This is a genomic window from Phytobacter sp., from assembly GCF_059074235.1.
The window spans coordinates 79,567-104,955 of sequence record NZ_JCACPZ010000006.1; the positions used below are offsets into that span (position 1 = coordinate 79,567).

Annotated in this window: 30 protein-coding genes and 1 riboswitch; of the genes, 21 read left to right on the forward strand and 9 right to left on the reverse strand. The window is 54.9% G+C overall.

Translation table 11 applies throughout. From position 1 onward, the window contains the following. Position 1 precedes the first annotated feature (1 nt). Genes AC5JPW_RS14960 through pduA form a run of 9 tightly spaced genes read right to left on the reverse strand, consistent with a single transcriptional unit; the run spans position 2 to position 7,007 of the window. Positions 2–502: a BMC domain-containing protein gene (locus AC5JPW_RS14960; RefSeq protein ID WP_494241543.1), complete on the reverse strand. Its 501-nt coding sequence runs from the start codon at positions 500–502 to the stop codon at positions 2–4. Between the two features lie 22 nt (positions 503–524). Then, positions 525–800, reverse strand: coding sequence for a propanediol utilization microcompartment protein PduJ (gene pduJ / locus AC5JPW_RS14965; RefSeq protein ID WP_458046686.1), 276 nt, complete (start codon positions 798–800; stop codon positions 525–527). 32 nt (positions 801–832) lie between these two features. Beyond that, complete coding sequence (locus tag AC5JPW_RS14970; protein WP_494241545.1) at positions 833–1,171, reverse strand: glycerol dehydratase reactivase beta/small subunit family protein; 339 nt, start codon at positions 1,169–1,171, stop codon at positions 833–835. Next, positions 1,161–2,993 (reverse strand): diol dehydratase reactivase subunit alpha, encoded by a 1,833-nt coding sequence (locus tag AC5JPW_RS14975; protein WP_494241547.1) that lies wholly within the window; start codon positions 2,991–2,993, stop codon positions 1,161–1,163. The genes AC5JPW_RS14970 and AC5JPW_RS14975 overlap by 11 nt, the downstream gene beginning before the upstream one ends. Before the next feature lie 15 nt (positions 2,994–3,008). Next, positions 3,009–3,536 carry a propanediol dehydratase small subunit PduE gene (gene pduE / locus AC5JPW_RS14980; RefSeq protein ID WP_494241548.1) on the reverse strand — a complete coding sequence of 176 codons (528 nt, stop codon included), beginning with the start codon at positions 3,534–3,536 and terminating at the stop codon, positions 3,009–3,011. A 12-nt stretch (positions 3,537–3,548) separates the two neighbouring features. Beyond that, complete coding sequence (gene pduD / locus AC5JPW_RS14985; RefSeq protein ID WP_494241550.1) at positions 3,549–4,220, reverse strand: propanediol dehydratase medium subunit PduD; 672 nt, start codon at positions 4,218–4,220, stop codon at positions 3,549–3,551. Between the two features lie 10 nt (positions 4,221–4,230). Further along, positions 4,231–5,895: a propanediol dehydratase large subunit PduC gene (gene pduC, locus AC5JPW_RS14990; protein WP_494241552.1), complete on the reverse strand. Its 1,665-nt coding sequence runs from the start codon at positions 5,893–5,895 to the stop codon at positions 4,231–4,233. Positions 5,896–5,913: 18 nt separating this feature from the next. Then, the gene (gene pduB / locus AC5JPW_RS14995; RefSeq protein ID WP_494241553.1) at positions 5,914–6,726 is read right to left on the reverse strand and encodes a propanediol utilization microcompartment protein PduB; all 813 of its coding nucleotides are present in this window, start codon (positions 6,724–6,726) and stop codon (positions 5,914–5,916) included. Beyond that, positions 6,723–7,007, reverse strand: a complete 285-nt coding sequence (gene pduA / locus AC5JPW_RS15000) for a propanediol utilization microcompartment protein PduA (RefSeq protein WP_041851904.1) — start codon at positions 7,005–7,007, stop codon at positions 6,723–6,725. The genes pduB and pduA overlap by 4 nt, the downstream gene beginning before the upstream one ends. 524 nt (positions 7,008–7,531) lie before the next feature. Here pduA and pduF point away from each other — a divergent pair. The 21 genes from pduF (at position 7,532) to cobS (ending at position 25,379) form a co-directional block, all read left to right on the forward strand. Continuing rightward, positions 7,532–8,341, forward strand: a complete 810-nt coding sequence (gene pduF, locus AC5JPW_RS15005) for a propanediol diffusion facilitator PduF (protein ID WP_494241555.1) — start codon at positions 7,532–7,534, stop codon at positions 8,339–8,341. 222 nt (positions 8,342–8,563) lie between these two features. Beyond that, entirely contained in the window at positions 8,564–9,475 is a 912-nt protein-coding gene (gene pocR, locus AC5JPW_RS15010; protein ID WP_494241556.1) for a transcriptional regulator PocR, read from the forward strand. Positions 9,476–9,703: 228 nt separating this feature from the next. Continuing rightward, positions 9,704–9,882, forward strand: a riboswitch (cobalamin riboswitch). Between the two features lie 101 nt (positions 9,883–9,983). After that, on the forward strand, positions 9,984–11,363 hold the full coding sequence (locus AC5JPW_RS15015) for a cobyrinic acid a,c-diamide synthase CobB (RefSeq protein WP_494241558.1): 1,380 nt from the start codon (positions 9,984–9,986) through the stop codon (positions 11,361–11,363). Beyond that, the gene (gene cbiB, locus AC5JPW_RS15020) at positions 11,360–12,325 is read left to right on the forward strand and encodes an adenosylcobinamide-phosphate synthase CbiB (RefSeq protein WP_494241559.1); all 966 of its coding nucleotides are present in this window, start codon (positions 11,360–11,362) and stop codon (positions 12,323–12,325) included. The genes AC5JPW_RS15015 and cbiB overlap by 4 nt, the downstream gene beginning before the upstream one ends. A gap of 5 nt (positions 12,326–12,330) precedes the next feature. Then, positions 12,331–12,960, forward strand: a complete 630-nt coding sequence (locus AC5JPW_RS15025) for a cobalt-precorrin-8 methylmutase (protein WP_494242360.1) — start codon at positions 12,331–12,333, stop codon at positions 12,958–12,960. Next, positions 12,960–14,099: a cobalt-precorrin-5B (C(1))-methyltransferase CbiD gene (gene cbiD / locus AC5JPW_RS15030; RefSeq protein ID WP_494241560.1), complete on the forward strand. Its 1,140-nt coding sequence runs from the start codon at positions 12,960–12,962 to the stop codon at positions 14,097–14,099. Before AC5JPW_RS15025 ends, cbiD begins: the two co-directional genes overlap by 1 nt. Continuing rightward, positions 14,093–14,698, forward strand: a complete 606-nt coding sequence (gene cbiE / locus AC5JPW_RS15035) for a precorrin-6y C5,15-methyltransferase (decarboxylating) subunit CbiE (protein ID WP_494241562.1) — start codon at positions 14,093–14,095, stop codon at positions 14,696–14,698. The genes cbiD and cbiE overlap by 7 nt, the downstream gene beginning before the upstream one ends. Continuing rightward, on the forward strand, positions 14,688–15,257 hold the full coding sequence (locus tag AC5JPW_RS15040; RefSeq protein WP_494241564.1) for a decarboxylating cobalt-precorrin-6B (C(15))-methyltransferase: 570 nt from the start codon (positions 14,688–14,690) through the stop codon (positions 15,255–15,257). Before cbiE ends, AC5JPW_RS15040 begins: the two co-directional genes overlap by 11 nt. After that, positions 15,250–16,023 (forward strand): cobalt-precorrin-4 methyltransferase, encoded by a 774-nt coding sequence (locus tag AC5JPW_RS15045; RefSeq protein WP_494241567.1) that lies wholly within the window; start codon positions 15,250–15,252, stop codon positions 16,021–16,023. Before AC5JPW_RS15040 ends, AC5JPW_RS15045 begins: the two co-directional genes overlap by 8 nt. Continuing rightward, complete coding sequence (gene cbiG / locus AC5JPW_RS15050; protein WP_494241568.1) at positions 16,004–17,059, forward strand: cobalt-precorrin 5A hydrolase; 1,056 nt, start codon at positions 16,004–16,006, stop codon at positions 17,057–17,059. The genes AC5JPW_RS15045 and cbiG overlap by 20 nt, the downstream gene beginning before the upstream one ends. Beyond that, a complete protein-coding gene (locus AC5JPW_RS15055; protein WP_494241569.1) occupies positions 17,059–17,784 on the forward strand; it encodes a precorrin-3B C(17)-methyltransferase in 726 nt (241 codons plus the stop codon). Before cbiG ends, AC5JPW_RS15055 begins: the two co-directional genes overlap by 1 nt. Then, complete coding sequence (locus tag AC5JPW_RS15060) at positions 17,781–18,566, forward strand: cobalt-precorrin-6A reductase (RefSeq protein WP_494241571.1); 786 nt, start codon at positions 17,781–17,783, stop codon at positions 18,564–18,566. Before AC5JPW_RS15055 ends, AC5JPW_RS15060 begins: the two co-directional genes overlap by 4 nt. A gap of 10 nt (positions 18,567–18,576) precedes the next feature. Then, entirely contained in the window at positions 18,577–19,371 is a 795-nt protein-coding gene (gene cbiK / locus AC5JPW_RS15065; RefSeq protein ID WP_494241573.1) for a sirohydrochlorin cobaltochelatase, read from the forward strand. Then, a complete protein-coding gene (locus AC5JPW_RS15070) occupies positions 19,368–20,078 on the forward strand; it encodes a cobalt-factor II C(20)-methyltransferase (RefSeq protein ID WP_494241575.1) in 711 nt (236 codons plus the stop codon). Before cbiK ends, AC5JPW_RS15070 begins: the two co-directional genes overlap by 4 nt. After that, positions 20,075–20,812, forward strand: a complete 738-nt coding sequence (cbiM, locus tag AC5JPW_RS15075) for a cobalt ECF transporter S component CbiM (protein ID WP_494241577.1) — start codon at positions 20,075–20,077, stop codon at positions 20,810–20,812. The genes AC5JPW_RS15070 and cbiM overlap by 4 nt, the downstream gene beginning before the upstream one ends. A gap of 1 nt (position 20,813) precedes the next feature. Continuing rightward, a complete protein-coding gene (locus AC5JPW_RS15080) occupies positions 20,814–21,095 on the forward strand; it encodes an energy-coupling factor ABC transporter substrate-binding protein (RefSeq protein ID WP_494241579.1) in 282 nt (93 codons plus the stop codon). Beyond that, positions 21,079–21,759, forward strand: a complete 681-nt coding sequence (locus tag AC5JPW_RS15085) for an energy-coupling factor ABC transporter transmembrane protein (protein WP_494242362.1) — start codon at positions 21,079–21,081, stop codon at positions 21,757–21,759. Before AC5JPW_RS15080 ends, AC5JPW_RS15085 begins: the two co-directional genes overlap by 17 nt. 8 nt (positions 21,760–21,767) lie before the next feature. Beyond that, positions 21,768–22,583, forward strand: coding sequence for an energy-coupling factor ABC transporter ATP-binding protein (locus tag AC5JPW_RS15090; RefSeq protein WP_494241581.1), 816 nt, complete (start codon positions 21,768–21,770; stop codon positions 22,581–22,583). Then, positions 22,580–24,103, forward strand: coding sequence for a cobyric acid synthase (locus AC5JPW_RS15095; RefSeq protein ID WP_494241583.1), 1,524 nt, complete (start codon positions 22,580–22,582; stop codon positions 24,101–24,103). Before AC5JPW_RS15090 ends, AC5JPW_RS15095 begins: the two co-directional genes overlap by 4 nt. Continuing rightward, entirely contained in the window at positions 24,097–24,642 is a 546-nt protein-coding gene (gene cobU / locus AC5JPW_RS15100) for a bifunctional adenosylcobinamide kinase/adenosylcobinamide-phosphate guanylyltransferase (RefSeq protein ID WP_494241584.1), read from the forward strand. Before AC5JPW_RS15095 ends, cobU begins: the two co-directional genes overlap by 7 nt. Then, the gene (gene cobS / locus AC5JPW_RS15105; RefSeq protein ID WP_494241586.1) at positions 24,639–25,379 is read left to right on the forward strand and encodes an adenosylcobinamide-GDP ribazoletransferase; all 741 of its coding nucleotides are present in this window, start codon (positions 24,639–24,641) and stop codon (positions 25,377–25,379) included. The genes cobU and cobS overlap by 4 nt, the downstream gene beginning before the upstream one ends. Positions 25,380–25,389 lie beyond the last annotated feature (10 nt).

Here is a 25,389-nt window from a genome sequence, read left to right on the forward strand (position 1 = left end):
GTTATTCCCCTCGCTGTCCGCTATGAATACATAGCGTGCGTGGCTCCCCCTTTTGACGCGGGCAGGCTGGATCCAGACAAAGGTTGCAGGTGACCAGATGGTTTTCTGTCGTATTGGTGCTGGTGGTCGCAGCGGGTTCTTCCGCAACGATTTGCACGTCCTCGACGGTTTCATCTGACATCACTGCAGGTTCTTTACGTGTTTCTGATGGTGCAGGGTCAGTGACGATCGCTTTCGGTACTGCAGCCAACAAGCCCTCTGCTGGCCTTGCAATCACTTTCTGCGCGACCAGCCCGTTTCGCGTCTCGGCAAAATGTGCACCGGTGATGATGGCGGATTGAACGGACGCCACATCACCGGCAACTTTGATGACGGTCCAGCCGGAACCATTGGTTTTTTCCATACCAATCAGCGTGATGGAAGCGGCTTTCGCCATAACATCCGCGCAACTGATGGCCAGTGCCAGACCGCTAACTTCAAGTAATCCCAGTGATTGCTTCACGCTGTGCTCCTGTGGCTGTCAATCAGACTGATTTAGGTAAAATGGCTTCGACGTCGCTATGCGGACGCGGGATCACATGGCAAGATTTCACTTCACCCACCGCACTGGCTGCTGCTGCACCTGCATCAACCGCCGCTTTTACTGCACCAACATCGCCGCGAACCATCACGGTGATGAGGCCTGAGCCAATTTTTTCGTATCCAATTAACTGCACGTTGGCGGATTTCACCATGGCATCGGCGGCTTCGATTGCACCCACCAGACCCTTTGTTTCAACCAGTCCCAATGCGTTGTTCATACTGCGATTCCTCTGTTTATGGATAAATGGAGTTACCTGAACGGTATCCCTTTAACCAGTCTGGCGGCGTTGTTACCCGCGGCTCGCCGGGACTGGAGGTCTTCTTGATACATCAGCGAGAAAAGCGGGGCTGATGCAGGTAAATTTCGATAGTGGATGACCAGTTTTTCACTGTCGCAGGCGACACCAACCAGTAATGCGGATTGGTTCGCCGCCTGCCATGCATGGGCCACTACATCTACGCCGGAGGCTTGCTGCCAGCGCCAGGGAATCCCTTCTTCTTCAATGCCCCACAAGACTTCCTGCCAAAGCAACTGACAGTCTGAGAGAGCCGTGATGACAATCACCGGACTGTCCTGATTAATGTCCATGAGCGAACTCCTTCTGCCAGGAGAGAATCAGGCCTGTGGCTACCGCGTTACGTGGGCCTTCAACGCCGCGGATGTTTCCCCGTCCGGCCACCAGGCGGTAATGAGCGAGGGCGTCTGTCACCAGTTGTGGCACTTCGAAATCAAGCGAGGAGCCGCCAACCAGCACAACGAATGGAATATCGCGAATGTTGCCGGTTGGGCTGACCTGGCGTAATGCACGCAGGGCGTTAGTCACGAAGACGCGCTCTTTTGCACTGCGACGAATCAGGCGAACTTTTTCCAGTGCCAGATCGCCAGGTAACGGCACGAGCTCATCGGGTTTCACTACGCAAACACGCGCGAACACCGAAGGAGGCAGTGGGGTAGGGAAGAACTGCACGCTGCCGTCTTCATGGCGCAGGTGGAACAGACTTTCGACTTTCGCCAGCGGGTATTTTTTGATCTCCTCAGCCAGATAGCGATCGTCGAGGCCCAGCTCGCGGGCGATGATCATAGTGACCATGTCGCCTGCTCCCGCCAGATGGGTGGCGGTAATTTGCCCCTGCGGGTTAATGATCGAGGCATCGGTTGAGCCAGCGCCTAAATCGAGGATCGCAAGGGGACTGGACGTGCCAGGTGTAGTGAGTGCACCAAAAATAGCCGCTTCGGCTTCTGCGCCGCCAACCTGCACACCCACATGCAGTTGTTGTTCAATTTCCCGGGCGATCATCGCCATCTGCAGTCGGTCAGATTTGACCATTGACGCGATGCCGACTGCCTGCTCAAGCGAAAATTCACCGGCCAGGCCGCCGGTCACATTGACGGGCACTGCGGTGTCGACGGCCAGCAGGTCCTGGATAAACACATCGCTGCTTGGTTTGTTAGTCAGTTCCGCCATGGTCTGGCGCACGTGTTCCAGCATGCCGCCGATATTGGTCCCCGGTTCACCAGTAACATTGTCCAGCGCCGGGCACTCATTGACGGCTTTCATGATGGCATCTGCCCCCGCGGCAACATCAACGCGCAGCGTTCTGCCTTTGGCGATCAGCTCAATATTTCCTGCCGGAATGGAGCGGGCTTTTACATCACCGGACGGTGTCTTCACGACCACTGCGGAGCGGTTACCTATCAGCGCCCGTGCGACGGGGACAATATTGCGCGTCTCTTCAGCACTCAGCGAGAAGACGGTGGCGATACCATAGGGGTTAGAGAGGCTTTCAATAACTTTGCCCGGCATGGCGACTTCAATGGCGGCCAGCATGCCGAGCGGAATACGTTCGATGTATAAAACTTCGTCAACGATCGGTACAGGGCGATTAAGGCGATTATTCACCAGCACGCCATCGTCACGTTGCAGAATAACGCCGTTAATCTGATAGCCAACTTTTGTCGCAGCGTTGACCATCTGTGCCACATCGGCAAAATCAAAGTCAGCGGAAACAACCAAAATATAAGGCTGCTCCGCCGGATGCGTCAGCAGTTCTGCCGGTGTGATGGTGATCCCCACCCCCAAACCAATACCGCCTGGGGTTTTGGGGTTATGACCGATCATGGTGGATTCGGTGATGATGGTTTCCGTAATGGTTTCCATCGCCACGTCGCCAATGACCGGCGTTGCTTCGTTAATACGGATAAGCGAAATATCGCTGACAGAGATACCGACGCCTGCAACTACTCTGTTGAGCGCCTCTTTGATGCCAAACACATTACGCAGCGTGCCCTTAATGCCCGTGGTTTCAGCAAGTGAGCTGCTCACAATGTTGAGCGCACCTGCATCATCCATCACAGCAAGCGCCACTTCGGTTGATGAGTTTCCGATATCAATGCCAGCTATATAACGCATAATTCATCCCTGTAATTAATCGTCGCCTTTGAGCTTTTTACGCTCGACATACAGCGCTGCGGCTTCGCGGACGAACGCGGCGCAAATTTTGGCTTTGTAGCGGCTTTCCAGATCTTCGGCGATGTCCAGCAGCTCCTGTTTCGATGAACGGTACGGGCGTAGGGCATTGTAGATTTCGAGGATGCGGTCATCCGGTACGGCGGTTAGTTCTGCTGCACGTTCAAAGTTCATCGCCAGGCGATCGCGACCAGCATCTTTGGCGATCGATGCCTGGATGCGTAGCGTTTCGGGTGTGATACGCATGTCCTGGGCAGTGATCTTGCCGCTTAGTACGTTGTCGAGCGTCAGTTCATCAAGGGTTTTGTTGGTTGATGTTTTAACCCACTCCGGGTGCTTATTCGCCAGTGGGTAATCACTGACTTTTGCCTGATGCACAGCTCCGCCAACTGGAGTTGCTGCCGCTGCAGAAGGGGTTGCCTCTTGCAGACTGTTCATTCGACTAAGCACATCACGAACCATTGATTCAATTGCATCAGCATTCATGGTGTTTTCCTTTTAAAGCGCAACGCGCAGCTCTTGCGGGTTTTTCCCCGTCACGACGTATTTGGTTTCTTTAATGTGCAGAATGGCTGATTTGGCCTGATATTTCGGGCGCGCCATCTGGTCATTAAGTGTTGGGACGGGTTGTGGTGACTCGCGCTTGGCATAACGCGCCGCGTTTTTGCCGATCTGGCGGTATGTTTCCAGCGTCAGCAGTGGTGCCTGTGGGAACAACTCCAGGTTAGAAAGCGGCGGAAGCCCCTGTTGGTGGATGACGGTTGTGCCTTTAGACTGAATGCCAACAGAGATACCAGAGCCGCTCAGTCGGTTGCCTTCGACAGCCACAAACGCCACGTCAGAAGATTTAAAACAGCGAATGACTCGCGCTTTAACACCTTCTTCTTCAATACCTGCGATAACCTCACGCAGAATACTTTTGTGCGACAGGCCAACGATATTCACTGTCTGCGAGAGTCCGAATGCCGGCCCAACAGCGATGATCACTTCATCCTGCAAAGTGCCAGGTTTCGCTTCACCGATTTCGGTCAGAAAGCCATCCTCAGCGTTTGCGGCGGGTTTTGCCGGGCTGGTGGACGCAGCATTAAACGAGACCGGCTTATCGCTGGTTTGCATTTCCGACAGCACGCCTTCGATAATCTGACGTAGCAATTTTTCATTAATTTCCATCGTTCCCCCCTTAGCCCAATTCGTTCGGATCGAGTGCGCCCGGGATGTTCTTAATCTCTTCCCAGCGTTCACCTTGCAGGCGATAACCTGTTGCCGGACCGGCATAGTCGTTCACATCGTTAACAGCTGAGAGCACCAGTCCGTCGCCGACGATAATGGCGGAGGTATGCAGGTAGTCACCGGTCAGCTTGGCTTTCTGGATGTTGAGCATGTCCTGCGCGACATCTTTGTAACCGCCGTCAGCAAGTGCTTTGACTACTTCAAGACCGTTACGGTTTTTATTGATGATTTCCTGCGCGAACTTGATGTCTTCAACGATGTTGCGTTCCGGCATGTCTTTTGAACCGTGGGCGTAGGTTGCGGCTTCCACTTCCTCATCGGTGATAGGCGGTAATCCCATTCCGGCAAAGACAGCCTGAAGTGCACGGGCCGCTTTATTACGGATAGCGATAACGTCTTCTTCGCGCACTGGGCGTAAGCCACCATCGACTTTCAGGTCGCGCTGCAGGACGTTGTAATCATCAAAATCTTCGGCGTCTTCGTTTGAACCGGCAAACATGTTGTCGTAGTTCGGTACTGCGGAATAACCAGAGGAGATGAAGTCGGTACCCGGCAGGAACTGCATCAGCAGGCGAGCGGTACGGCGCATATCAGAGTGAGTGAAGGTCTGGTCGTTACTGGATGCGCACTCCAGATCCAGCGCGGCGCAAATCAGGTTTTCAGCCAGAATGGCGCGGATACCTGATGGCACGGCAGAAGGTACGCCGACACAGCTTACAGAACCGTTTTGCAGGCCCTGAACACCTGCTGCTTTGGTGATGTAAATACAGCGGGCTTCGAGGTAAAGCATGGATTTACCTTCGGCATAACCCATCTGTACTTCAGAGCCGGAGCCGGAAGTGAAGCGCATTTTCAGGCCGCGAGAGGCATAGGAAGAGGCCAGAAAACCCTTCGACCACGGAGTGTCATCACCGTCGGTAAAGACGGGCTCGGTACCGTAAACGGAGATGGTTTCTGCATAACAGGTGTGGCCCAACATACCGAGTTTCAGCTCGGTTGCTTCTTCAAGTGAACACTGCGTGAGTACGCCAGGACGTCCAACCTGAGAACCCACCAGCAGTGCGATAGCGTTGAAAGGGGCATAACGCGCAACGGCGACGGTTGTCTCCTGCTCGTCAAAGCCGCGGTAAGCACCTTCTGCAGCATCGGCGGCGATCTGCACCGGGTTGTCTTTAACGTTGGTGACGTGAGCTTGCTGCGATGGGGTACGACGCGCACGCATTTTTTGCATGGACATCATCATTTCCACCACGTTCATGTGCGAAACCACCTCCACAATCTTCGCGGGAGTCATCGCAGTGGTCAGCGGCACGATATCACTGCGTTTCACGTTCGGATCGCAAAGCATGTTTGCGAGCTTCACGGAGTCCATCTTCATCACTTCTTCTGCGCGCTGCAGGTTAATGCCGTAGCGGGCAATGAAGTGGTCAATCAGGTCAAACTGGCTGACGGGCTTACCGTCTAATTCGGTGACCACGCCGTCGACGATGCGAATAGAGGGCTTAGGATCGTTCGGGCTTTCCATTGCGATAAAGCCTTCTTCAATCCACTCCTTCACAAAACCGTCCTGGTTAACAGGGCGTTTCGCCAGCGCTTCAAATCTTTTCGATCTCATGAAACAGCCTCTCTGTTATCAGATGTAGGACGGGCGGTCGTTTTTCGGCTCTGAGCCCAATGTGCCCAGCACGGTTTTACCGATTTCGCGGGCAGAAATGACGGCCTGACGAACGGCACCAGAGTCACCGGAGATGACCAGAATGGCTTCGTTACTGAAGCTGGTTCCTTTAGCCGGAGAGCTATAAGCCACCACTTCCACGTTTGCCGATTTCAGTGCGGTATCGGCCATCAACACGCCGACGGAGGCCGGTGCGCCGACAATCACGCCGCATGCCCGGCCAACGGGTGCGCCAAAGGCTTTTTCGAGTGCGAAGCTTGCTCGGGCGGTGTACTGCATTTCGATGTGGCCCGCTTCGTTGGCATAGACATCGCCAAATGTGCGGTCAAGTTCTTTCAGCGCGACTTCGATGGCGCGTTTCACGTCAGAAACGTCGTTACCGCCAAACAGGATCAGTGAACCGTGGCCTGCTCCTCCTTTGGTGTCGCGGGGGAGTTCGATGCTGATCACTTCAGTGTTGGTGGCTTTGACGGCTTCATCGGCCGCCATGATGTGTGGGCCTGCACCGGTACGCGCACCCAGAATGCCAATGGACCGATAGCGCTTTTCAAGTTTCATTGCATCAAGAAGTGCGCTGTCGACGTTGGCGATAACCAGACCAACCGTGTCACCGATCGCTGTGCCGACAAATTCCGTTAAACTGCAGCTTTTTTCTGCCATAGCCGTCTCTCGTGTGGGATGGATTACAGTGGGGGAGGCCGATGTTGCTGGTGATGACACTTTGGCAATCACCTTCGCCATGATCTGTTCCACCAGGTCATTGCTACTCATTGGCTAATTCCCTTGGGTAAGATTTTTTCAACATCAGTGTGCGGACGTGGGATGACGTGTACGGCTTTCACTTCACCTACCTGAGCGGCTGCGGCTGCGCCTGCATCCGTCGCCGCTTTCACGGCTCCAACATCGCCGCGAACAATCACTGTTACCAGGCCAGAACCTATTTTCTCGTAGCCCACTAACATGACATTGGCGGATTTCACCATTGCATCGGCCGCTTCAATGGCTGCTGTCAAACCTTTGGTTTCCACCATTCCTAATGCTTCTTGTTGCATAATGACCTCGATAAGGTTGTCCTGATTTTTCGAATATACAAATAAGAGAGGAAAAAGAATGGCTCACTTGAAAATACATTCAGAACTTCCTGGTTTAATTAGGCGAAAAAATTGCGACTTTAAAATCCAATCTATTGATGTATATAGTTTTTATTGTTTTCTAATTATGATAATTTATTGCTATTTCAATATCACATTTATATTTTTGTGCGTGACATGATTAATTCGATGTGTTAATTGCGCGTGCGAAATCGTTTTGTGAGCAAGGCTATAAAACCGGACATCTGAATTCGCAATAATTTGTTATTAACCGATTGCTAATAAATGCGGTGAATAAGCGGTTGGGCGGCATTTTTTCTTATTTAAATAGCAATAAAGTGTTATTGATAAGCGACTTTTTTGGCGTTTAGACGGTGAGGTTGCCAACACTTTTCGGTAATGCATTTCTATAGTGTGCGGCGTTGTACTCTGCTGCCAGCTTCAGGCGTGCTGGTGAGATCGTGACTCTACCTGGAAGGTGACATATGAATGATTCACTCAAGGCGCAATGCATCGCCGAGTTTTTAGGCACAGGGCTCTTTTTGTTTTTTGGTATCGGCTGTTTGTGCGCAATGAAAGTCGCCGGAGCCTCCCTGGGGCTCTGGGAAATCTGCATTATTTGGGGGCTGGGTATTTCACTGGCTGTTTATCTGACGGCAGCCATATCCGGCGCGCATCTGAACCCGGCGATTACCATTGCGCTGTGGTTGTTTGCCTGTTTCCCTGCGCGCAAAGTCGTGCCTTACATTGTTGCACAAGTGGCTGGGGCATTCGGCGGGGCTGCTATCGCCTATCTGCTTTACCACAATTTGTTCCTTGAATACGAAACTGCCCACAACCTGGTGCGGGGCAGTGCGGAAAGCCTGCAACTTGCGGGGCTTTTCAGTACTTACCCAGCGTCGGCACTGAGCGTCTGGGAAGCGGCACTGGTTGAAATCGTCATTACCTCGATTCTGATGTGTATGATCATGGCGTTGACCGATGATGGTAACGGTGTGCCGCGTGGCCCACTGGCACCGCTGTTGATTGGTGTTCTCGTGGCGGTTATTGGCGCATCTATGGGGCCATTAACGGGTTTTGCGATGAACCCTGCGCGTGATTTCGGGCCGAAATTATTCACCTTCTTTGCTGGTTGGGGTGATATCGCCTTTACCGGCGGACGTGATATCCCGTACTTCTTGATCCCTATTATTGCGCCGATCATTGGTGCTTGCGGTGGAGCGGCTTGTTATCGCTATCTGATTGGCAAAAATTTGCCCTGTAACGCGTGTGTGTTAGAGGAAAAAGAGAGTTGATGCCTGTACGAAATATTCTGCGCAAATAGCGCAACGGCAATTATTTATTTCGTGATCTGCTTTCACGAACGGACGAAATCGTCTCCCAGGGATGGGAGACTTTTGTTATCTTGAATTCTGTTTATCATCTCAACTTGCTGTCATTATCACTACAAGATTAATGAGATGTAAACAAATCGGTTTTTTATAACAATAAATTAAAATTAACTGAGAGGTTTTATCATGATTTCTGCGAGTGCCCTTAACTCGGAACTCATTAATAAAATCGCCCAGGATTTTGCACAAGCCACCGGTCTGGCCGTTGTTGTCGTTAATATCCACGGCGAAGAAATTTCCGAGCTTTTTAATTTTACCCCTTTTTGCCAGATGATGCGGCAGAACGCCCAGCATAGCGCTCGTTGTCGTATGAGTGACCGTTGCGGAGGCTTTGAAGCGTCAAAGTCAAACCAGCCCTGTATCTATCGCTGTCATGCTGGGTTGACTGATTTCTCCATTCCATTGGTGATTGCCGGGCATCTGGTCGGGTTTGTCCTTTGCGGGCAAGTGCGTTTGCGCGAAGGTGACAGTGTTGAATTGATTAATATTCTTAATATTGATGACCGTTGGCAGGCCGATCAGAAACTGATGGATGAGTTTCTCAATGTGCCTGAAATGGACTATTCGCGGGTGATTGCATCTGCTGATCTTTTGCAACTCATTGTGGAAAACTGCCTTAAAAAGCAGATCAACTTTGTCGTCATCAAGGACCAACAGCAGCCTCAGGAAGCCAGCAAAACCAGCCGTAATCAGGGGCCGCACGACGCTAAAATGAAAAAAGCGTTACGGTATATTGAAGCACATCTCTCTGACGAACTACGCCTGGAAGATGTAGCTGCACATGTTTATCTTAGCCCGTATTACTTCAGCAAATTGTTTAAAAAATATCAGGGTATTGGTTTTAATGCCTGGGTAAACAGCCAGCGTATGGCCAGTGCGAAAGAAATGCTATGCCATAGCGATTGGAGCATTGCCAGTATTGCGCGCAATTTAGGATTTTCTCAAACCAGCTATTTTTGCAAAGTTTTTCGTCAAACTTATCAGGTGACTCCGCAAGTCTTTCGTTTGCAAAATAATGCAAACTATGACGGCGATTAAATTTCCGATAACAATATTTTGTTATTCGTAAACACAATAAAATCGCCTGAATTGCCGTTTAAATAAGATGTTAGAGAAAATCCCTGGCAATAAATTGTTATAGCGCAACAAATTATTGTCTTCACAAGGATAAACTGAACCAGTTTTTATTTCCCTGATGCGATAGATTGCAGTCAGGGCAAAAATGACCATTTCACCTGAACAGACCTCGTGGTTTTCGGTGAAATGTAAATAATGAAGCCATCAGGTTCGCCGCAAATGTTTTGCGGCAGGGAAGGGGGTGTGAATCCCCCGCAGCCCCCGCTGCTGTGATGCTGACGACCCCGTAAAGCCACTGATCGCAAGGTCGGGAAGGACGGGCGAGGATGACGCTAAGCCAGAAGACCGACCTGAAAGGTGACACTCAACAACTTCGGTGGGAAGTCGGTTGCTCAGAAGCGTACAGTCATTGCACTGGGATTACGCGCATCCTGACACTGCCTTTCCACCCTGAATGGGGCTTTTAGGTATGTCTGACGGACGTTGCGCCTTTATTCTTGCCGGTACGGGAAGTGGCTGTGGGAAAACCACCGTCACGCTCGGTTTGCTGAGTGTGTTACAGCAGCGCGGTATGCGGGTGCAGCCTTTCAAAGTGGGGCCGGATTACCTCGATACTGCCTGGCATACTGCTATTAGCGGAGTGTCTTCCCGCAATCTCGACAGCTTTATGCTCCCTGCTTCCACGCTCAATGCCCTGTTTAATCAGCAGATGCAACATACGGATGTTGCGGTGATTGAAGGTGTCATGGGGCTTTATGACGGCTACGGCACCGACCCAAACTTTTGCAGTAGTGCCGCGTTGGCCAAACAGCTTGGCGTACCGGTTATCCTGCTGGTGGACGGTAAAGCGGTCTCTACCTCGATTGCAGCAACCGTGATGGGATTCCAGCATTTTGACCCGAAATTGCGTATTGCTGGCGTAATCGTTAACCGCGTTAATAGCGACAACCACTACCAGCTCCTCAAACACGCTATTGAGCATTACTGCGGCATCCCTGTATTGGGGTATGTCCCTGTCACTTCAGGAGTTGCGTTACCAGAACGCCACCTTGGTCTGGTCACCGCCCGTGAATCTCTTATCGACTCCCAGCCCTGGCGGGATTTTGCCGTTAGGATTGAACAGACGCTGGATATTGACACGCTCTTGTCCTTAAGCCAGCTTGCGGCGCTGCCGAAAGGGGAATGGCCTTCACTCCCCACACCGAACGCTGGCACAGGGCTGACGCTCGCTCTCGCCGACGATGAGGCTTTCAACTTCTACTACCCGGATAATCTGCAACTGCTGGAAAACGCTGGTGTAAACATTGTCCGCTTTAGCCCGCTGCACGATGATCATTTGCCGGAATGCCAGATGTTGTGGCTCGGTGGCGGCTATCCGGAGCTACACGCCCGCGCGCTTGCCGCCAACACACCCATGCTGAACGCCATCCGGGCTGCGCATCAGCGCGGTGTGGCAATTTACGCAGAATGTGGTGGCCTGATGTACCTGGGTTCCACCTTGCGCGATGGTGAAGGCCATGTGCATACCCTCGTCGGGGTGATCCCCGGACACAGTGAGATGGGTAAGCGCCTGACCCGGTTTGGCTACTGTCAGGCGACAGCGCGACAGCCAACGCTGCTTGCCGATGAAGGTGAAACACTACGTGGGCACGAATTCCATTACTCCGACTTTACCCCTGAGCTGAATGCCGTGATGGACTGCCAGAAAGCGCGGGACGGTAAAGTCCTGTCGCAATGGCAGGGCGGTTGGCAGGTGGGCAACACCTACGCCAGCTATCTGCATATTCATTTCGCCCAGCGGCCGCAGATGCTGAGCCGATGGATTCAGGCTGCGAGGAGTGTGGCATGACAGTCCTTGCCTGGTGCGTAGCCTGGCTGCTTGACCGCTGGCTGGGTGACCCGCCTCACTGGCCGCACCCGGTACGCTGGATCGGCGCACTCATCAGCGTCTCTCAGCGTGCCGTTCGTCGGCTTTGCCATTCCGATACCGCCCTGCGTATCGGCGGCGGCGTGATGTGGCTGGTGGTGGTCGGAGTCACCTGGAGTATGGCATGGGGAGTATTAGCGCTTGCGACGAAGATTCATCCCTGGTTGGGTTGGTGCGTCGAGGTGTGGATGATTTACACCCTGCTGGCCGCCCGCTGCCTGGACGATGCGGCCAGAGAAGTGGAGCGCGCCCTGCGTCACGGCACGCTGGATGAAAGCCGGGAAAAACTCTCCTGGATTGTTGGCCGCGACACCTCACAGCTGCAACCGCCGCAAATTAACCGTGCGGTGGTGGAAACGGTCGCCGAAAACACGGTCGACGGTGTTATTGCCCCCTTGTTCTTCTTGCTGCTCGGTGGTGCACCGCTGGCGATGGCCTACAAAGCGGTCAATACCCTGGATTCGATGGTCGGTTACAAAAACGAAAAATACCGCGCCATCGGCATGGTCAGTGCGCGTCTTGACGACGTCGCCAACTTTATTCCGGCGCGACTGAGCTGGCTGTTACTGAGTCTGGCTGCCGGGGTCTGCCGTCTGAACGCCCGCAATGCGTTGCGGGTCGGCTGGCGCGATCGTCACAACCACAGTAGTCCCAATTGCGCATGGCCGGAAGGCACCGTAGCCGGTGCGCTGGGCGTACGTCTCGGTGGCCCGAATGACTATTTTGGTGAGCGAGTGGAGAAGCCATGGATTGGCGATGAAAAACGCGCCATCTCTGTTGAGGATATTTCGCACACAATCCGGCTGATGTGGGTGGCTTCCACCCTGGCGCTGGGCTTGTTTGCGCTTACGCATGCCATGCTGGCAGGAGCAGCACTCTTATGAAAACGATGGATTATTTACAGCAGCCTCAGGCCATTGAGGACAAAAGTTTTGTCATTATTGGCGACATCATTAGTGAAACGCGGCCTGACTACCGTTTTGCCAGCCCACTGCACGAAGCCATCATTAAACGTGTGATTCATACCACTGCAGATTTCGACTGGCTCGACATTCTGTGGTTCTCCCCGGATGCACTGGAGAGTCTCAGCAGAGCACTGCGCAGTGGTTGCACGCTTTACACCGACACCACAATGGCGCTGTCAGGAATCAACAAAACGCTGCTGGCGAAGTTTGGCGGCGAAGTGAAGTGCTATATCAGCGACCCGCGCGTTGTGCGCACGGCGAAGGAAAACAGTATCACGCGCTCAATGGCAGCCGTCGACCTTGCGTTAAGTGAAGAGGGCGAGAAAGTCTTCGTCTTTGGTAATGCCCCCACTGCGCTGTTCCGCCTGCTCGAACAAAATGCCCAGGTACGCAGTGTGGTTGGTGTGCCGGTCGGCTTTGTTGGCGCGGCTGAATCTAAAGATGCGCTAGTAGAAAGCGGTTTACCTGGTATTGCCGCGCTCGGCCGCAAAGGTGGCAGCAACGTTGCGGCGGCCATCATTAACGCGTTTCTCTATTACATGCGGGAGGCGTAATGAGCGAAGAGGCTTTCGACGCCCCGGTGTGGCACAACGGCAAAGCGCTGCGTAAGGGCTACACCACCGGCTCCTGCGCGACCGCAGCGGCAAAAGTGGCAGCACTGATGGTACTGCGCCAGCACATTATCCACCAGGTATCGATTGTCACTCCGTCTGGCGTCACCCTGCGCCTGAACGTGGAATCTCCGCACATTGAAGGCCAGCAGGCCATTGCCGCAATTCGTAAAGACGGGGGCGATGATGTGGACGCCACCCACGGTATGCTTATTTTTGCCCGTGTCAGTCTGAACGACAGCGGTGAGATTGTGCTCTGCGGCGGTGAAGGTGTGGGAAAAGTGACCCGCAAAGGCATCGGCTTACCTATCGGCAGTGCGGCGATTAACCGCACGCCGCGCCAGACCATTGAAGCCGCAGTGCGTGAAGTCATTGGCCCGTCGCGCGGCGCAGAGGTGGAAATCTTCGCGCCGGAAGGGGACGAGCGGGCGAAAAAAACCTACAACAGTCGACTCGGGATTATCGGTGGGATCTCCATTATTGGCACCACCGGCATTGTCACACCGATGTCTGAAGAGAGCTGGAAACGTTCGCTGTCGCTGGAGATGGAAATCAAACGTGAAGCCGGGCTGGAGCGCGTGGTGCTGGTACCGGGAAATCACGGTGAGCGTTTTGTCCGCGAGCAGATGGGGCTTCCGGGCGACATTGTCGTCACCATGAGCAACTTCGTCGGTTTTATGATCGAAGAGGCGGTGCGCATGGGCTACAAGCAAATTGTGCTCATCGGCCACCCTGGGAAGCTGGTGAAAATCGCAGCGGGCATCTTCCACACCCATAGCCATATTGCCGACGCGCGCATGGAAACGCTGGTCGCGCATCTGGCGCTGCTTGGCGCACCGCATGAACTCTTATTGCTGGTGAGCGAGTGCGACACCACCGAAGCAGCGATGGAACACATCGATGCCGCAGGGTTTAGCCACCTTTATAACCACCTTGCGCAGCGTATCTGCCAGCGCGTCATGCTCAACCTGCGCTTTACCCAAAATCCACCCCAGTGCGATGCCATTATGTTCTCGTTTGATAACCAGATCCTCGGTGCAAGCCGTCCGTTCGAGGCGATTGTGGAGGATCTCCGATGCTGACCGTTGTCGGAATGGGGCCTGCCTCACTGGCATTAATGACCCCGATGGCGCTGGAGGCCGTATCTCACGCCGATGTACTGGTGGGCGGTAAACGCCACCTTGCCCAGTTCCCGGATTTTGCCGGTGAACATCATGCTCTCGACGCGGATATCCCCGGTCTGATGCGCTGGATAGCGGCGCAGGAAGGGCGACGAGTGGTGGTGCTGGCCTCTGGTGATCCGCTCTTTTATGGCATCGGTAAACGACTGGTGGCGGAATTTGGCATCGAAAAGGTGTGCATCATTCCGGGTATTAGCGCCGTGCAGTACCTCTGTTCAAAAACCGGCATCGACATGAACGATATCTGGCTAACCAGCTCCCACGGGAGAGCGGTCGATTTTGACGCGTTGGTTCGTTCCCCAAAAACGGCGATGGTGACCGATGCTCGCTGCGGGCCGCGAGAAATTGCCGCCGCTCTGGTAGCTGGTGGTGTCGGCGAGCGTTGGTTAGTGATTGGTGAAAACCTGGCAATGGAAAACGAACGCATTCACTGGCTCAAAGCTCATGAGGTCAGTGCTCAGTATGAAATGAACGTAGTGGTGATTCTCAATGAAAGATGAACTGTTTTTACGCGGTGAAAGCGTCCCGATGACCAAAGAAGTGGTCCGTGCGCTGGCGCTCTCCCGACTGAACCTGTCCGGTGCCCACCATTTTATCGATATCGGTGCCGGGACTGGCAGTGTCTCCATTGAGGCGGCGGTCTGTCACCCGCAGTTGCAAATAACCGCCATTGAGCGCAACCCGGCGGCCCTCGGTCTACTGGAAGAAAACTGCCAGCATTTTGGTTGTCGCAATATTTCGATTGTGGCAGGCGTGGCCCCGTTGTTTGTCGAACAGCCCGCAGATGCGGTGTTTATGGGGGGGAGCGGCGGCAATCTGACCCAACTCATTGACTGGTCGCTGGCGCAACTGATCCCCGGCGGACGCCTGGTGATGACCTTCATTTTGCAGGAGAACCTCAGTGCGGCGCTGAGCCATCTGTCGGCCTGCAGGGTCGCAGCACTGGACTGCCAGCAGATTCAGGTCTCGCTGCTCAATGCGCTCGGAAGCGGCCACTACTTCAAACCGAATAACCCTGTTTTTGTGATTTCCTGCGAGAAGGAAGAGTCTCATGACTGAACAATTTGATGCACAAACCGTCTGGTTTGTAGGTGCGGGGCCGGGGGATCGGGAACTGATCACCCTCAAAGGCTACCGCTTGCTGCAACAGGCGCAGGTAGTGATCTATGCCGGATCGCTCATTAACACTGAACTGCTCGATTACTGTCCTCCGGGTGCGGAGTGCCACGACAGTGCTGAACTGCATCTGGAGCAGATAATCGACCTGATGGAAGCGGGCGTGAAAGCTGGAAAAGTGGTGGTGCGCCTGCAAACTGGCGACGTCTCTCTTTACGGTTCAGTGCGTGAACAAGGTGAAGTACTGACCGCGCGCGGCATTGACTGGAAGGTGGTTCCTGGCGTGAGTGCGTTCCTCGGCGCGGCGGCGGAACTGGGTGTTGAATATACGGTTCCTGAAGTGTCGCAAAGTCTCATCATCACCCGCCTGGAAGGCCGTACGCCGGTTCCACCACTGGAACAGCTCGAATCCTTTGCCAGCCACCAGACGTCAATGGCGATTTATCTCTCGGTTCAGCGCATCAACCGTGTGGCTGAACGGCTGATCGAAGGCGGTTACCCGGCAACCACGCCCGTTGCGGTTATCTACAAAGCGACCTGGCCGGAAAGCCAGACCGTGCGCGGTACGCTGGCAGATATTGCGGACAAGGTACGCGATGCCGGGATCCGCAAAACAGCCCTGATCCTCGTCGGCGCATTTCTTGGCGAGGAGTACCACTACTCACGTCTTTATGCAGCGGACTTTAGCCATGAATACCGTAAAGCCTGAATCTATCGCCCTGTTTTGCCTGACGCCGGGTGGTGTGGCGCTGGCGAGCCGGCTGAAACTGGCGTTGCCGATGACCTGCTACACCAGTGAAAAATTACTGGAGGAGGGCTTTGTACCCTTCGATGGCGGTTTTGCTCAGACACTGCGCGCGGCCTTTAGCGAGCACTCCGCGCTGGTGTTTATCGGCGCGATCGGTATTGCCGTGCGCGTGCTGGCGCCGCTGGTGAATGACAAATTCAGCGATCCGGCGGTGATTGTCATTGATGAACGTGGTCAGCATGTGATCAGCCTCCTGTCAGGCCATTTTGGCGGCGCCAATGAACTGGCCCGTTATCTGGCCGGCGTATTAGGTGCGGACCCGGTTATCACCACCGCCACGGATGTGAATGAACTGGCGGCCCTGGATACGCTTGCCTGCCAGCTTGATGCGCGCATGGAGGATCTGCGCACCGGGGTAAAGACCATCAACCACTGGCTGGTCAGCGGCAAACGCATCGGCCTGTGGTGTGACAACGCATTGCGCGATGAGGTCGCCCGCTGCGACACGCGCGGATTTATCCCCGTTGAGTCGCTGGACGACTTGCCTGAACTGACCGCGTTGGTGTGCGTCACGGTGCAGGCAACTTTACCTGGGCTTGCTGTACCGGTGTTCAAACTGGTGCCACGGCGGGTGGTTGCGGGGATCGGCTGTCGCCGTGATACCCCGTATTCGGTGGTCTCCGGGCTGCTCAACCAGCAACTGGCGGCGCAATCTTTTGATCCGCTGGCGCTGCGGGCTATCGGCAGCATCACTTTAAAAGAGCATGAAAAAGCGCTCACACAACTGGCACAAAGCCTGCGCGTGCCGTTCGAGATTTTTACCGCTGATGCCTTGCGTCAGCATGAACATCGCTTCCCGGCGTCCGAGTTTGTCCGTCAGACAACCGGCGTGGGCAGCGTCTCCGGACCGGCAGCCTGGCTGATGAGTCACGGACAACTGGTTGGCGAAACCCTGCGGGAGCAAGGTGTCACTATTACTTTGGGAGTTTCACACTGATGTTAAGCGTAATCGGAATTGGCCCCGGCTCACAGGCCATGATGACCATGGAAGCGATCGAAGCCCTACAGGCTGCAGAAATCGTAGTGGGCTACAAAACCTACACCCACCTGGTGAAATCGTTCACTGGCGACAAGCAGGTGATCAAAACCGGCATGTGCAAAGAGATTGAGCGCTGCCAGGCGGCTATTGAACTGGCACAGGCAGGTAAAAACGTTGCGCTGATCAGCAGCGGTGATGCCGGCATTTACGGTATGGCCGGGCTGGTTCTGGAACTGGTAAGCAAGCAAAAGCTCGACGTTGAAGTGCGTCTAATCCCAGGTATGACCGCCAGTATTGCTGCCGCTGCGCTGTTGGGCGCACCGCTGATGCATGACTTCTGCCACATCAGCCTCAGTGATCTGCTAACGCCATGGCCGGTTATCGAGAAACGCATTATCGCCGCTGGTGAAGCTGACTTTGTTATCTGCTTCTACAACCCGCGTAGCCGGGGTCGCGAAGGACATCTCGCCCGCGCTTTTGAACTGCTGGCCGCCAGTAAAAGTGCGGATACGCCGGTTGGCATCGTGAAGTCTGCCGGGCGTAAAAAAGAGGAAAAATGGCTTACCACACTCGGTGCTATGGACTTCGAACCGGTCGACATGACCAGTCTCGTTATCGTGGGTAACAAAACCACCTATGTGGCGGACGGCCTGATGATCACGCCACGGGGCTATGAACTGTGAGTGCAGGGCAGGTGCTGGTCATGGGCGGCACCAGTGATGCACGCCTGATCTGCCAACAACTTGACGCCGCCGGGGTGAATTACACCCTGTCGGTCGCCACCCCCACCGGGCAGCATCTGGCCGGGGACATTCGCGGTGAGGTGCGCTGCGGACGAATGGATTTTGACGCCATGGTGACCTGGCTTACGCAGAACCAGACGCGTTGGGTGGTGGATGCATCGCACCCCTATGCCGAAGTTGTCAGCGATACGCTCACCCGCGCCTGCCAGCAGGCGAAGGTGCTGCTGAGCCGTTACCAGCGCCCGGAGCAGCTTGAGGAGCTTGAACACCCGTTGCTGCACAAAGTACCGAGCCTGGAGGCGGCATGTGAGGTCGCCAGAGCGTTGGGGCAACGCGTGTTGCTCACCACGGGGAGTAAAGATTTGGCTCGCTGGCGTGCCGGGCTGGCGGAGAAAACGCTGCTTGCCCGTGTGCTGCCGGTTGCCGATGTGATGACCCAGTGTGCAGAAAGCGGCTTTGGCGTGACGGAGATTTACGCCATGTGCGGACCCTTTAGCGCGGAGTTTAACGCCGCGTTTTATCGCCAGTGCCGGGCCGATGTGATGATAACCAAAGCCTCCGGTGCCGAAGGCGGATACCAGGAAAAAGTACAACCGTGCCTTGATGCAGGCATTCCCTGCATCGTGATTACCCGCCCGAGAACCTCAGTGTCGGGAGAAGAATTACTGGAAAGTCAGGATGCTTTTTCGCAGCGACTGCGGCGCTGGCTCGTAACTCAGTGAGGATAATAAAATGAAAAAAGCCCTTTTGGTGATCAGTTTTGGCACCAGTTATCACGACACTTGTGAAAAGAATATTGTGGCATGTGAGCGCGATCTGGCGGCGAGTTGCCCGGATCGCATCCTGTTCCGGGCCTTTACCTCCGGGATGATCATTCGCAAGTTGAAGCAACGGGACAACCTGCACATCGACACCCCTTTACAGGCGCTGCAAAAACTGGCCGATCAGGGATACCAGGATGTTGCCATTCAGTCGCTGCACATCATTAATGGCGACGAATACGAAAAAATCGTCCGTGAAGTGCAGACGTTGCGCCATCTCTTCAAACGTATGGTCATCGGTGCGCCACTGCTCAGTAGCCACGATGATTATATGCACCTGATGCAGGCGTTGGCCCGCCAGATGCCTGCGTTGAATGACGGCGAAAAAGTGGTCTTTATGGGCCACGGTGCCAGCCATCATGCTTTTGCTGCCTACGCCTGTCTCGACCATATGATGGCGGTTCACCATTTCCCTGCACGCGTGGGGGCGGTAGAAAGCTACCCGGAAATCGGCGTGGTGATCGACAGTTTGCGCCGTGAAGGCATTAGCGCTGTACATCTGATGCCGCTGATGCTGGTGGCGGGCGATCATGCCATTAACGACATGGCATCTGACGACGAAGAGTCCTGGAAAACCCAATTTGAACATGTCGGTATTGCCGCTACCCCGTGGTTACAGGGGCTGGGTGAGAACAGCGATATTCGCGCCATGTTCGTCGCACATCTGCATCAGGCACTGAGCCAACAAATGGAGGAAGCCGCATGAGTGGCAAGCTTTACGCATTAGGGATTGGTCCGGGAGCCAGCGATTTAATCACCGTTCGCGCAGCGCGCATCCTGGGCAAGCTGGACGTGCTTTATGCGCCTGCGGGGCGCAAAGGCGGCGACAGTCTGTCGCTCTCCATCGTGCGCGAATACCTCGGTGAGCAGACCGAAATCCGTTGTACCCATTTTCCGATGAGCGCAGACAGCGCCGAAAAAGAAGCGGTATGGGATGAAGTCGCGGCAGCGTTAACGGCAGAAGTGCAGGCCGGCAAACAGGTTGGTTTTATCACCCTGGGTGATGCCATGCTGTTCAGTACCTGGGTCTTTTTATTGCAACGCATCGGGCGCCCCGACTGGCTGGAAATTGTTCCTGGCGTCACATCGTTTGCCGCCATTGCTGCCCGCAGCCAGATTCCGCTTGCCATGGAGCAGCAGTCGCTGGCGGTGGTGTCCTGCACTGCTCCGGAAGAGGAAATCAGACAGGCACTGGCTAACCACGAAAGCCTGGTGCTGATGAAAGTGTATGGCCGTTTTGCCCGCATCAAAGCGTTGCTGGCAGAAGCCGGGTTACTGGACAAGGCGCTGATGATGGCAGAAGCCACGTTGCCCGGTGAACAGTGCTGGCAACAGCTTGCTGATGTTAACGACGACCAGCCACTGCCGTATTTTTCGACCATCCTTGTGAATAAACAGTGGGAGAGAGTATGAAACTGGAACAACAGCTCAAACGCTTGTCGTTGAGCGGGCTGGCAGCGGCCTTGTTGCTGCTCGTGGTACCGGAACAGGCGTTTGCCATGCACATCATGGAGGGTTTTTTGCCGCCAATGTGGGCGCTGGCATGGTGGGTGATGTTCTTACCCTGTCTATGGTACGGACTGGTGCGTTTGCGCCAGATTGTGGCTGAGGACAGTAATCAGAAGGTGCTGCTGGCACTTTGCGGTGCGTTTGTGTTCGTCCTGTCGGCGCTGAAAATTCCATCCGTGACCGGTAGTTGTTCGCATCCAACGGGCGTGGGCCTGGCGGTGATCCTGTTTGGGCCAGGCGTGGTGGCTATCCTCGGGGCGATTGTTCTGCTGTTTCAGGCGCTGCTGCTGGCGCACGGTGGCCTGACGACGCTCGGGGCCAACGGCATGTCGATGGCGGTTATCGGGCCGGTTGTAGGTTATATGGTCTGGAAAATGGCCTGCCGCGCCGGGTTGCGTCGTGATGTTTGCGTCTTCTTATGCGCCATGCTGGCGGATCTGGTGACCTACTTTGTGACCTCCGTACAGTTGGGTGTGGCATTCCCGGATCCTGAAGCGGGTGCAACAGGCTCGATCGTGAAATTTATGGGCATTTTCTGTCTGACCCAAATCCCGATTGCCATTGCTGAAGGGTTACTGACGGTGATGATTTACGACCAGCTTACCAAACGGCAACTCATCACGGCACAAGGACATTAAGATGAAAAAGACACTGATACTGCTCGCAATGGTGATCGCGCTGGTGATTCTGCCTTTCTTCATCAATCACGGTGGGGAATACGGCGGATCGGACGGTGAAGCAGAAAGCCAGATTCAGGTGGTTGCACCACATTATCAACCCTGGTTCCAACCGCTGTATGAACCGGCAAGCGGAGAAATTGAAAGTCTGCTCTTTACCCTGCAAGGGTCCATTGGGGCGGCGGTTATTTTCTATATCCTGGGCTATATGAAAGGCAGGCAGCGTGCTGACGAACGGGCTTGACCGACTCAGCTATCAGAGCCGCTGGTTTCACGTTGCGCCGGAACGCAAATTTCTGTTCTGGCTGCTGATGATGGTCCTGGCGTTTTCTCTGCCTCCACTGGGGCAGGGAATTTTGCTGGTAGGGCTGGCGGCGTTCACCTGCTGGCTGCTGCGCATTACTTTCTGGCGCTGGTTACGTTGGATGGCGATTCCGTTGGCATTCTTGCTGGTCGGCGTGCTGACCATCTTGCTGAGTGTGACGACTGAACCTGCCCGTTTGCTTGTTGGCATTCCGCTCGGGTATTACTGGTTTGGCGTGATGCCGGAGGGGTTGGCAATGGCAAATGCGACCTTCTGGCGCAGTCTGGCCGCGCTGGCGGCGACCTTCTGGCTGGTGCTTAATCTGCCTTTTCCGCAGCTGATTGTGCTGTTACGTAAGGGGCGGGTGCCGCGCCTGCTGACTGAGCAAATCCTGCTTACCTGGCGTTTTATTTTTATCCTGCTTGAAGAAGCTATGGCGATCCACAGGGCGCAAACGTTGCGCTTTGGCTATCGTACATTGCCGCAGGGCTACCGGTCACTGGCGATGTTGGTCGGACTGTTATTTACCCGCGTGTTGCTGCGTTATAAAGAGCTGGCAATCACGCTGGATATCAAACTCTATCAGGGTGATTTTCACCTGTAAGGAAAGCAATGCTGGCGACCGAGGGGCTATGGTTCAGTTATCAGGATGAGCCCATCCTGAAAGAGCTCACGCTCGATTTTTCCCGCCAGCCGGTCACCGGGCTGGTGGGGGCCAACGGCTGCGGAAAATCGACGTTGTTTATGAACCTGAGCGGTATTCTGCGCCCGAAGCAGGGGGCGGTTATGTGGCAGGGGAAACCGCTGGATTACAGCAAGCGCGGGCTGCTTGCGTTACGCCAGCAGGTGGCAACCGTTTTTCAGGACCCGGACCAGCAGATTTTCTATACCGATATCGACAGCGACATTGCCTTCGCTCTGCGCAACATCGGTGTGCCGGAAGCGGAGATTGCCCGGCGCACCGACGATGCGTTGACCCTTGTAGATGCGCAATCTTTCCGCCACCAGCCGATCCAGTGCCTGAGCCACGGGCAGAAAAAACGCGTGGCCATTGCGGGGGCGTTAGTGTTGCAGGCGAAATATCTGCTGCTGGATGAGCCCACCGCAGGGCTGGATCCTTCCGGGCGTACTCAGATGATCGCCCTTATTGGGCGCATTGTAGCGCAAGGGAATCATGTGGTGATTTCCAGCCATGACATTGATTTGATTTATGAAGTCTGCGATGCGGTGTATGTTCTACGCCGGGGTGAACTGCTGGCTGAAGGAACACCGGGTGACGTTTTTGCCCAAAAAGCGCAGATTGAGCAAGCCGGGCTGACTCAGCCGTGGCTGGTAAAATTACATACCGAACTGGGTATGCCGCTTTGCAAAAGCGAAGCGGAATTCTATGCCTGTATGCGGACAACAGACATTAAGGAGGCGTCATGACGCTGGCGATTATGCTTCAGGGAACCGCCTCAGATGTAGGCAAAAGCGTGCTGGTGGCGGGGCTGTGCCGCATCCTGTATCAGGATGGACTGAAGACGGCCCCCTTCAAATCGCAAAACATGGCGCTCAACTCCGGTATCACACCGGAGGGCCAGGAGATGGGGCGAGCGCAGATTTTTCAGGCGGAAGCGGCAGGGATTGTGCCAGACGTTCGTATGAACCCGGTCTTGCTTAAACCCACCAGTGACCGCAAGGCACAGGTCGTATTGATGGGTAAGGTGGCGACCGATATGGACGCCGTCAGCTATCACGAATATAAACCGCGCCTGCGCGAGCAGATTATCAGCGTTTATCAGAGTCTCGCGCGTGAGTACGACGCCATTGTGCTCGAAGGGGCGGGGAGCCCGGCAGAAATAAACCTGCGCGATCGCGATATCGTCAACATGGGCATGGCCGAAATGGCGCAGTGTCCGGTTGTGCTGGTGGCGGATATCGATCGTGGCGGTGTGTTTGCGTCGATTTATGGCACTCTGGCCTTGTTGCAGGAGCACGAACGCTGGCGGGTAAAAGGCGTCATCATCAATAAATTCCGTGGTGACGTGGCCCTGTTGACGCCGGGTATTAAGCAGATTGAAGACCTGACCGGCGTGCCTGTACTCGGCGTGATGCCGTGGCTGGAGGTTGATTTAGAAGACGAAGACGGCGTTGCGCTCCAGCGAGGTAAATACCTGCGCACGGGGGAACGGGCGGTGGATATCGCCGTTGTCCAGCTGCCGCACATCTCGAACTTCACTGATTTTAACGCCCTGGCAGCCCAACCGGACGTGCGTGTGCACTACGTTCGCTCGCCAGACGAGTTACGCAATACTGATCTGATTATCTTACCCGGCAGCAAAAACACGCTGGGGGATCTGACCTGGCTACAGGAGAGTGGGCTGGCACAGGCGATATTACAGGCCAGCCGTGATGGTGTGCCAGTACTCGGCGTGTGCGGCGGTTATCAGATGCTGGGTGAAACTATTGTTGACGACGTGGAGTCCGGCCTCGGTACGCGGCCTGGTCTCGGGCTGCTGAATACACTGACCCATTTTGCTGACAGCAAAACGACAACCCTGGCAGGGGCAACGGTGCAAACGGGTTTACCCGGTCTGCTGGCAGATTGCGGAAATCAAGCGCTTAAAGGCTATGAGATCCATATGGGAGAAACCACCTTACAGGCGGGTTGTCGTCCGATGTTGTGGCTGGAGAAAAACGGCGAGCAGATTGCCGATGGAGCTATCAGTGAAAACGGTCTGGTCTTTGGCACATATCTGCACGGCCTTTTCGACAGTGACGAATTTACCCGTACTCTGGTCAATGCCTTGCGTGCGCGCAAAGGGCTTCCGGTTCTGGATATCGCCGTGGATTATGCGCAGTACAAATCGCAACAGTTTGACCTGCTGGCAGATGGCATGCGCAAACATATCGACATCGACAGGATCTATCAGATTATGCAACAACACCAGGAGCAGGCATGTTAACGCTGGTTACCGGCGGGGCGCGTAGCGGAAAAAGCCGCCATGCCGAATCGCTCGTCGCGCAGGCGAAGGACGTTCTCTATATTGCCACCTCGCAGATTTATGACGCGGAAATGGCAGCCCGCATTCAGCACCATCAGGACGGTCGCCCCGTGCACTGGCGTACTGAGGAGCGCTGGCAGGATCTCGCCGGCATCATCACCGCCGATAATTCCCCTGACGAAGCAGTCCTGCTGGAGTGCATTACCACCATGGTGACCAACCTGCTGTTTGAATACGGCGGTGACAGCGATCCGGACGGTTGGGATTACGATGCACTGGAAGTGTGTGTGCATGAAGAGATTGAAAACCTGATTGCCGCCTGTGCGCGCTGCCCCGCACCCGTCGTTCTCTTGACCAACGAAGTGGGGATGGGTATCGTGCCGGAAAATCGTCTGGCCCGGCATTTTCGTGATATCGCCGGGCGCGTGAATCAGCGTCTGGCACAGGTCGCCGATGAGGTCTGGCTGGTGGTGTCGGGGATTGGAGTCAAAATTAAATGACCAGTCTGCTGTGGGCGACCTTCGCCTTTATTACCCGGTTGCCGATACCCGAGCGCTGGACGCACGGGCTGGAAACCAAAGATTACGTTCGTTGCATTGTCAATTTCCCGCTGGTGGGGCTCACACTTGGCGCGTTAAGCGGCGTGGTATGGATGGTGCTCGAACCCTGGTGCGGTGCACCGCTGGCGGCACTGTTTACCGTGCTGGCGCTGGCGCTGCTGACCGGTGGATTTCACCTTGATGGCCTGGCAGATACCTGTGACGGCGTCTTTTCGGCTCGAACCCGCGAACGGATGCTGGAAATTATGCGCGACAGCCGCCTTGGCACCCACGGTGGGTTGGCGCTGGTGTTTGTGCTGGTAGCGAAAATTCTGGTCATCAGCGAACTCTCGTTGCGTGGATTGTCCGTGCCTGCTGCACTGGGGGCTGCCTGTGCCGCTGGGCGCGGCTGTGCGGTAGTGATGATGTACGGTCACCGCTATGCACGTGAAGAGGGGCTCGGCAATCTGTTTATCGGCAAAGTCACCTTCCGACAGGCTCTGATTACGCTGGCGCTGGCGCTGGCGGTTGCTGTTGGCCTTGAGGGTACAAAAGGGTTGATGGCGCTGATTATCACGACGCTGGCGATTTTCCTGCTCGGCCTGATGCTTAAACGCACGTTGGGCGGACAGACGGGCGATACGCTCGGTGCCGCCATTGAAATGGGTGAACTGGTCTTTCTTCTGGCGCTGCTCTGAGCAGCCCGCT

Bases quoted from the DNA above. Each gene is read 5' to 3' on its own strand.
- pduJ (WP_458046686.1), bottom strand. From the start codon at position 800: ATGAACAACGCATTGGGACTGGTTGAAACAAAGGGTCTGGTGGGTGCA.
- AC5JPW_RS14970 (WP_494241545.1), bottom strand. From the start codon at position 1,171: ATGGACATTAATCAGGACAGTCCGGTGATTGTCATCACGGCTCTCTCA.
- AC5JPW_RS14975 (WP_494241547.1), bottom strand. From the start codon at position 2,993: ATGCGTTATATAGCTGGCATTGATATCGGAAACTCATCAACCGAAGTG.
- pduE (WP_494241548.1), bottom strand. From the start codon at position 3,536: ATGAATGCTGATGCAATTGAATCAATGGTTCGTGATGTGCTTAGTCGA.
- pduD (WP_494241550.1), bottom strand. From the start codon at position 4,220: ATGGAAATTAATGAAAAATTGCTACGTCAGATTATCGAAGGCGTGCTG.
- pduC (WP_494241552.1), bottom strand. From the start codon at position 5,895: ATGAGATCGAAAAGATTTGAAGCGCTGGCGAAACGCCCTGTTAACCAG.
- pduB (WP_494241553.1), bottom strand. From the start codon at position 6,726: ATGAGTAGCAATGACCTGGTGGAACAGATCATGGCGAAGGTGATTGCC.
- pduA (WP_041851904.1), bottom strand. From the start codon at position 7,007: ATGCAACAAGAAGCATTAGGAATGGTGGAAACCAAAGGTTTGACAGCA.
- pduF (WP_494241555.1), top strand. From the start codon at position 7,532: ATGAATGATTCACTCAAGGCGCAATGCATCGCCGAGTTTTTAGGCACA.
- pocR (WP_494241556.1), top strand. From the start codon at position 8,564: ATGATTTCTGCGAGTGCCCTTAACTCGGAACTCATTAATAAAATCGCC.
- AC5JPW_RS15015 (WP_494241558.1), top strand. From the start codon at position 9,984: ATGTCTGACGGACGTTGCGCCTTTATTCTTGCCGGTACGGGAAGTGGC.
- cbiB (WP_494241559.1), top strand. From the start codon at position 11,360: ATGACAGTCCTTGCCTGGTGCGTAGCCTGGCTGCTTGACCGCTGGCTG.
- AC5JPW_RS15025 (WP_494242360.1), top strand. From the start codon at position 12,331: ATGGATTATTTACAGCAGCCTCAGGCCATTGAGGACAAAAGTTTTGTC.
- cbiD (WP_494241560.1), top strand. From the start codon at position 12,960: ATGAGCGAAGAGGCTTTCGACGCCCCGGTGTGGCACAACGGCAAAGCG.
- cbiE (WP_494241562.1), top strand. From the start codon at position 14,093: ATGCTGACCGTTGTCGGAATGGGGCCTGCCTCACTGGCATTAATGACC.
- AC5JPW_RS15040 (WP_494241564.1), top strand. From the start codon at position 14,688: ATGAAAGATGAACTGTTTTTACGCGGTGAAAGCGTCCCGATGACCAAA.
- AC5JPW_RS15045 (WP_494241567.1), top strand. From the start codon at position 15,250: ATGACTGAACAATTTGATGCACAAACCGTCTGGTTTGTAGGTGCGGGG.
- cbiG (WP_494241568.1), top strand. From the start codon at position 16,004: ATGAATACCGTAAAGCCTGAATCTATCGCCCTGTTTTGCCTGACGCCG.
- AC5JPW_RS15055 (WP_494241569.1), top strand. From the start codon at position 17,059: ATGTTAAGCGTAATCGGAATTGGCCCCGGCTCACAGGCCATGATGACC.
- cbiK (WP_494241573.1), top strand. From the start codon at position 18,577: ATGAAAAAAGCCCTTTTGGTGATCAGTTTTGGCACCAGTTATCACGAC.
- AC5JPW_RS15070 (WP_494241575.1), top strand. From the start codon at position 19,368: ATGAGTGGCAAGCTTTACGCATTAGGGATTGGTCCGGGAGCCAGCGAT.
- cbiM (WP_494241577.1), top strand. From the start codon at position 20,075: ATGAAACTGGAACAACAGCTCAAACGCTTGTCGTTGAGCGGGCTGGCA.
- AC5JPW_RS15080 (WP_494241579.1), top strand. From the start codon at position 20,814: ATGAAAAAGACACTGATACTGCTCGCAATGGTGATCGCGCTGGTGATT.
- AC5JPW_RS15090 (WP_494241581.1), top strand. From the start codon at position 21,768: ATGCTGGCGACCGAGGGGCTATGGTTCAGTTATCAGGATGAGCCCATC.
- AC5JPW_RS15095 (WP_494241583.1), top strand. From the start codon at position 22,580: ATGACGCTGGCGATTATGCTTCAGGGAACCGCCTCAGATGTAGGCAAA.
- cobU (WP_494241584.1), top strand. From the start codon at position 24,097: ATGTTAACGCTGGTTACCGGCGGGGCGCGTAGCGGAAAAAGCCGCCAT.
- cobS (WP_494241586.1), top strand. From the start codon at position 24,639: ATGACCAGTCTGCTGTGGGCGACCTTCGCCTTTATTACCCGGTTGCCG.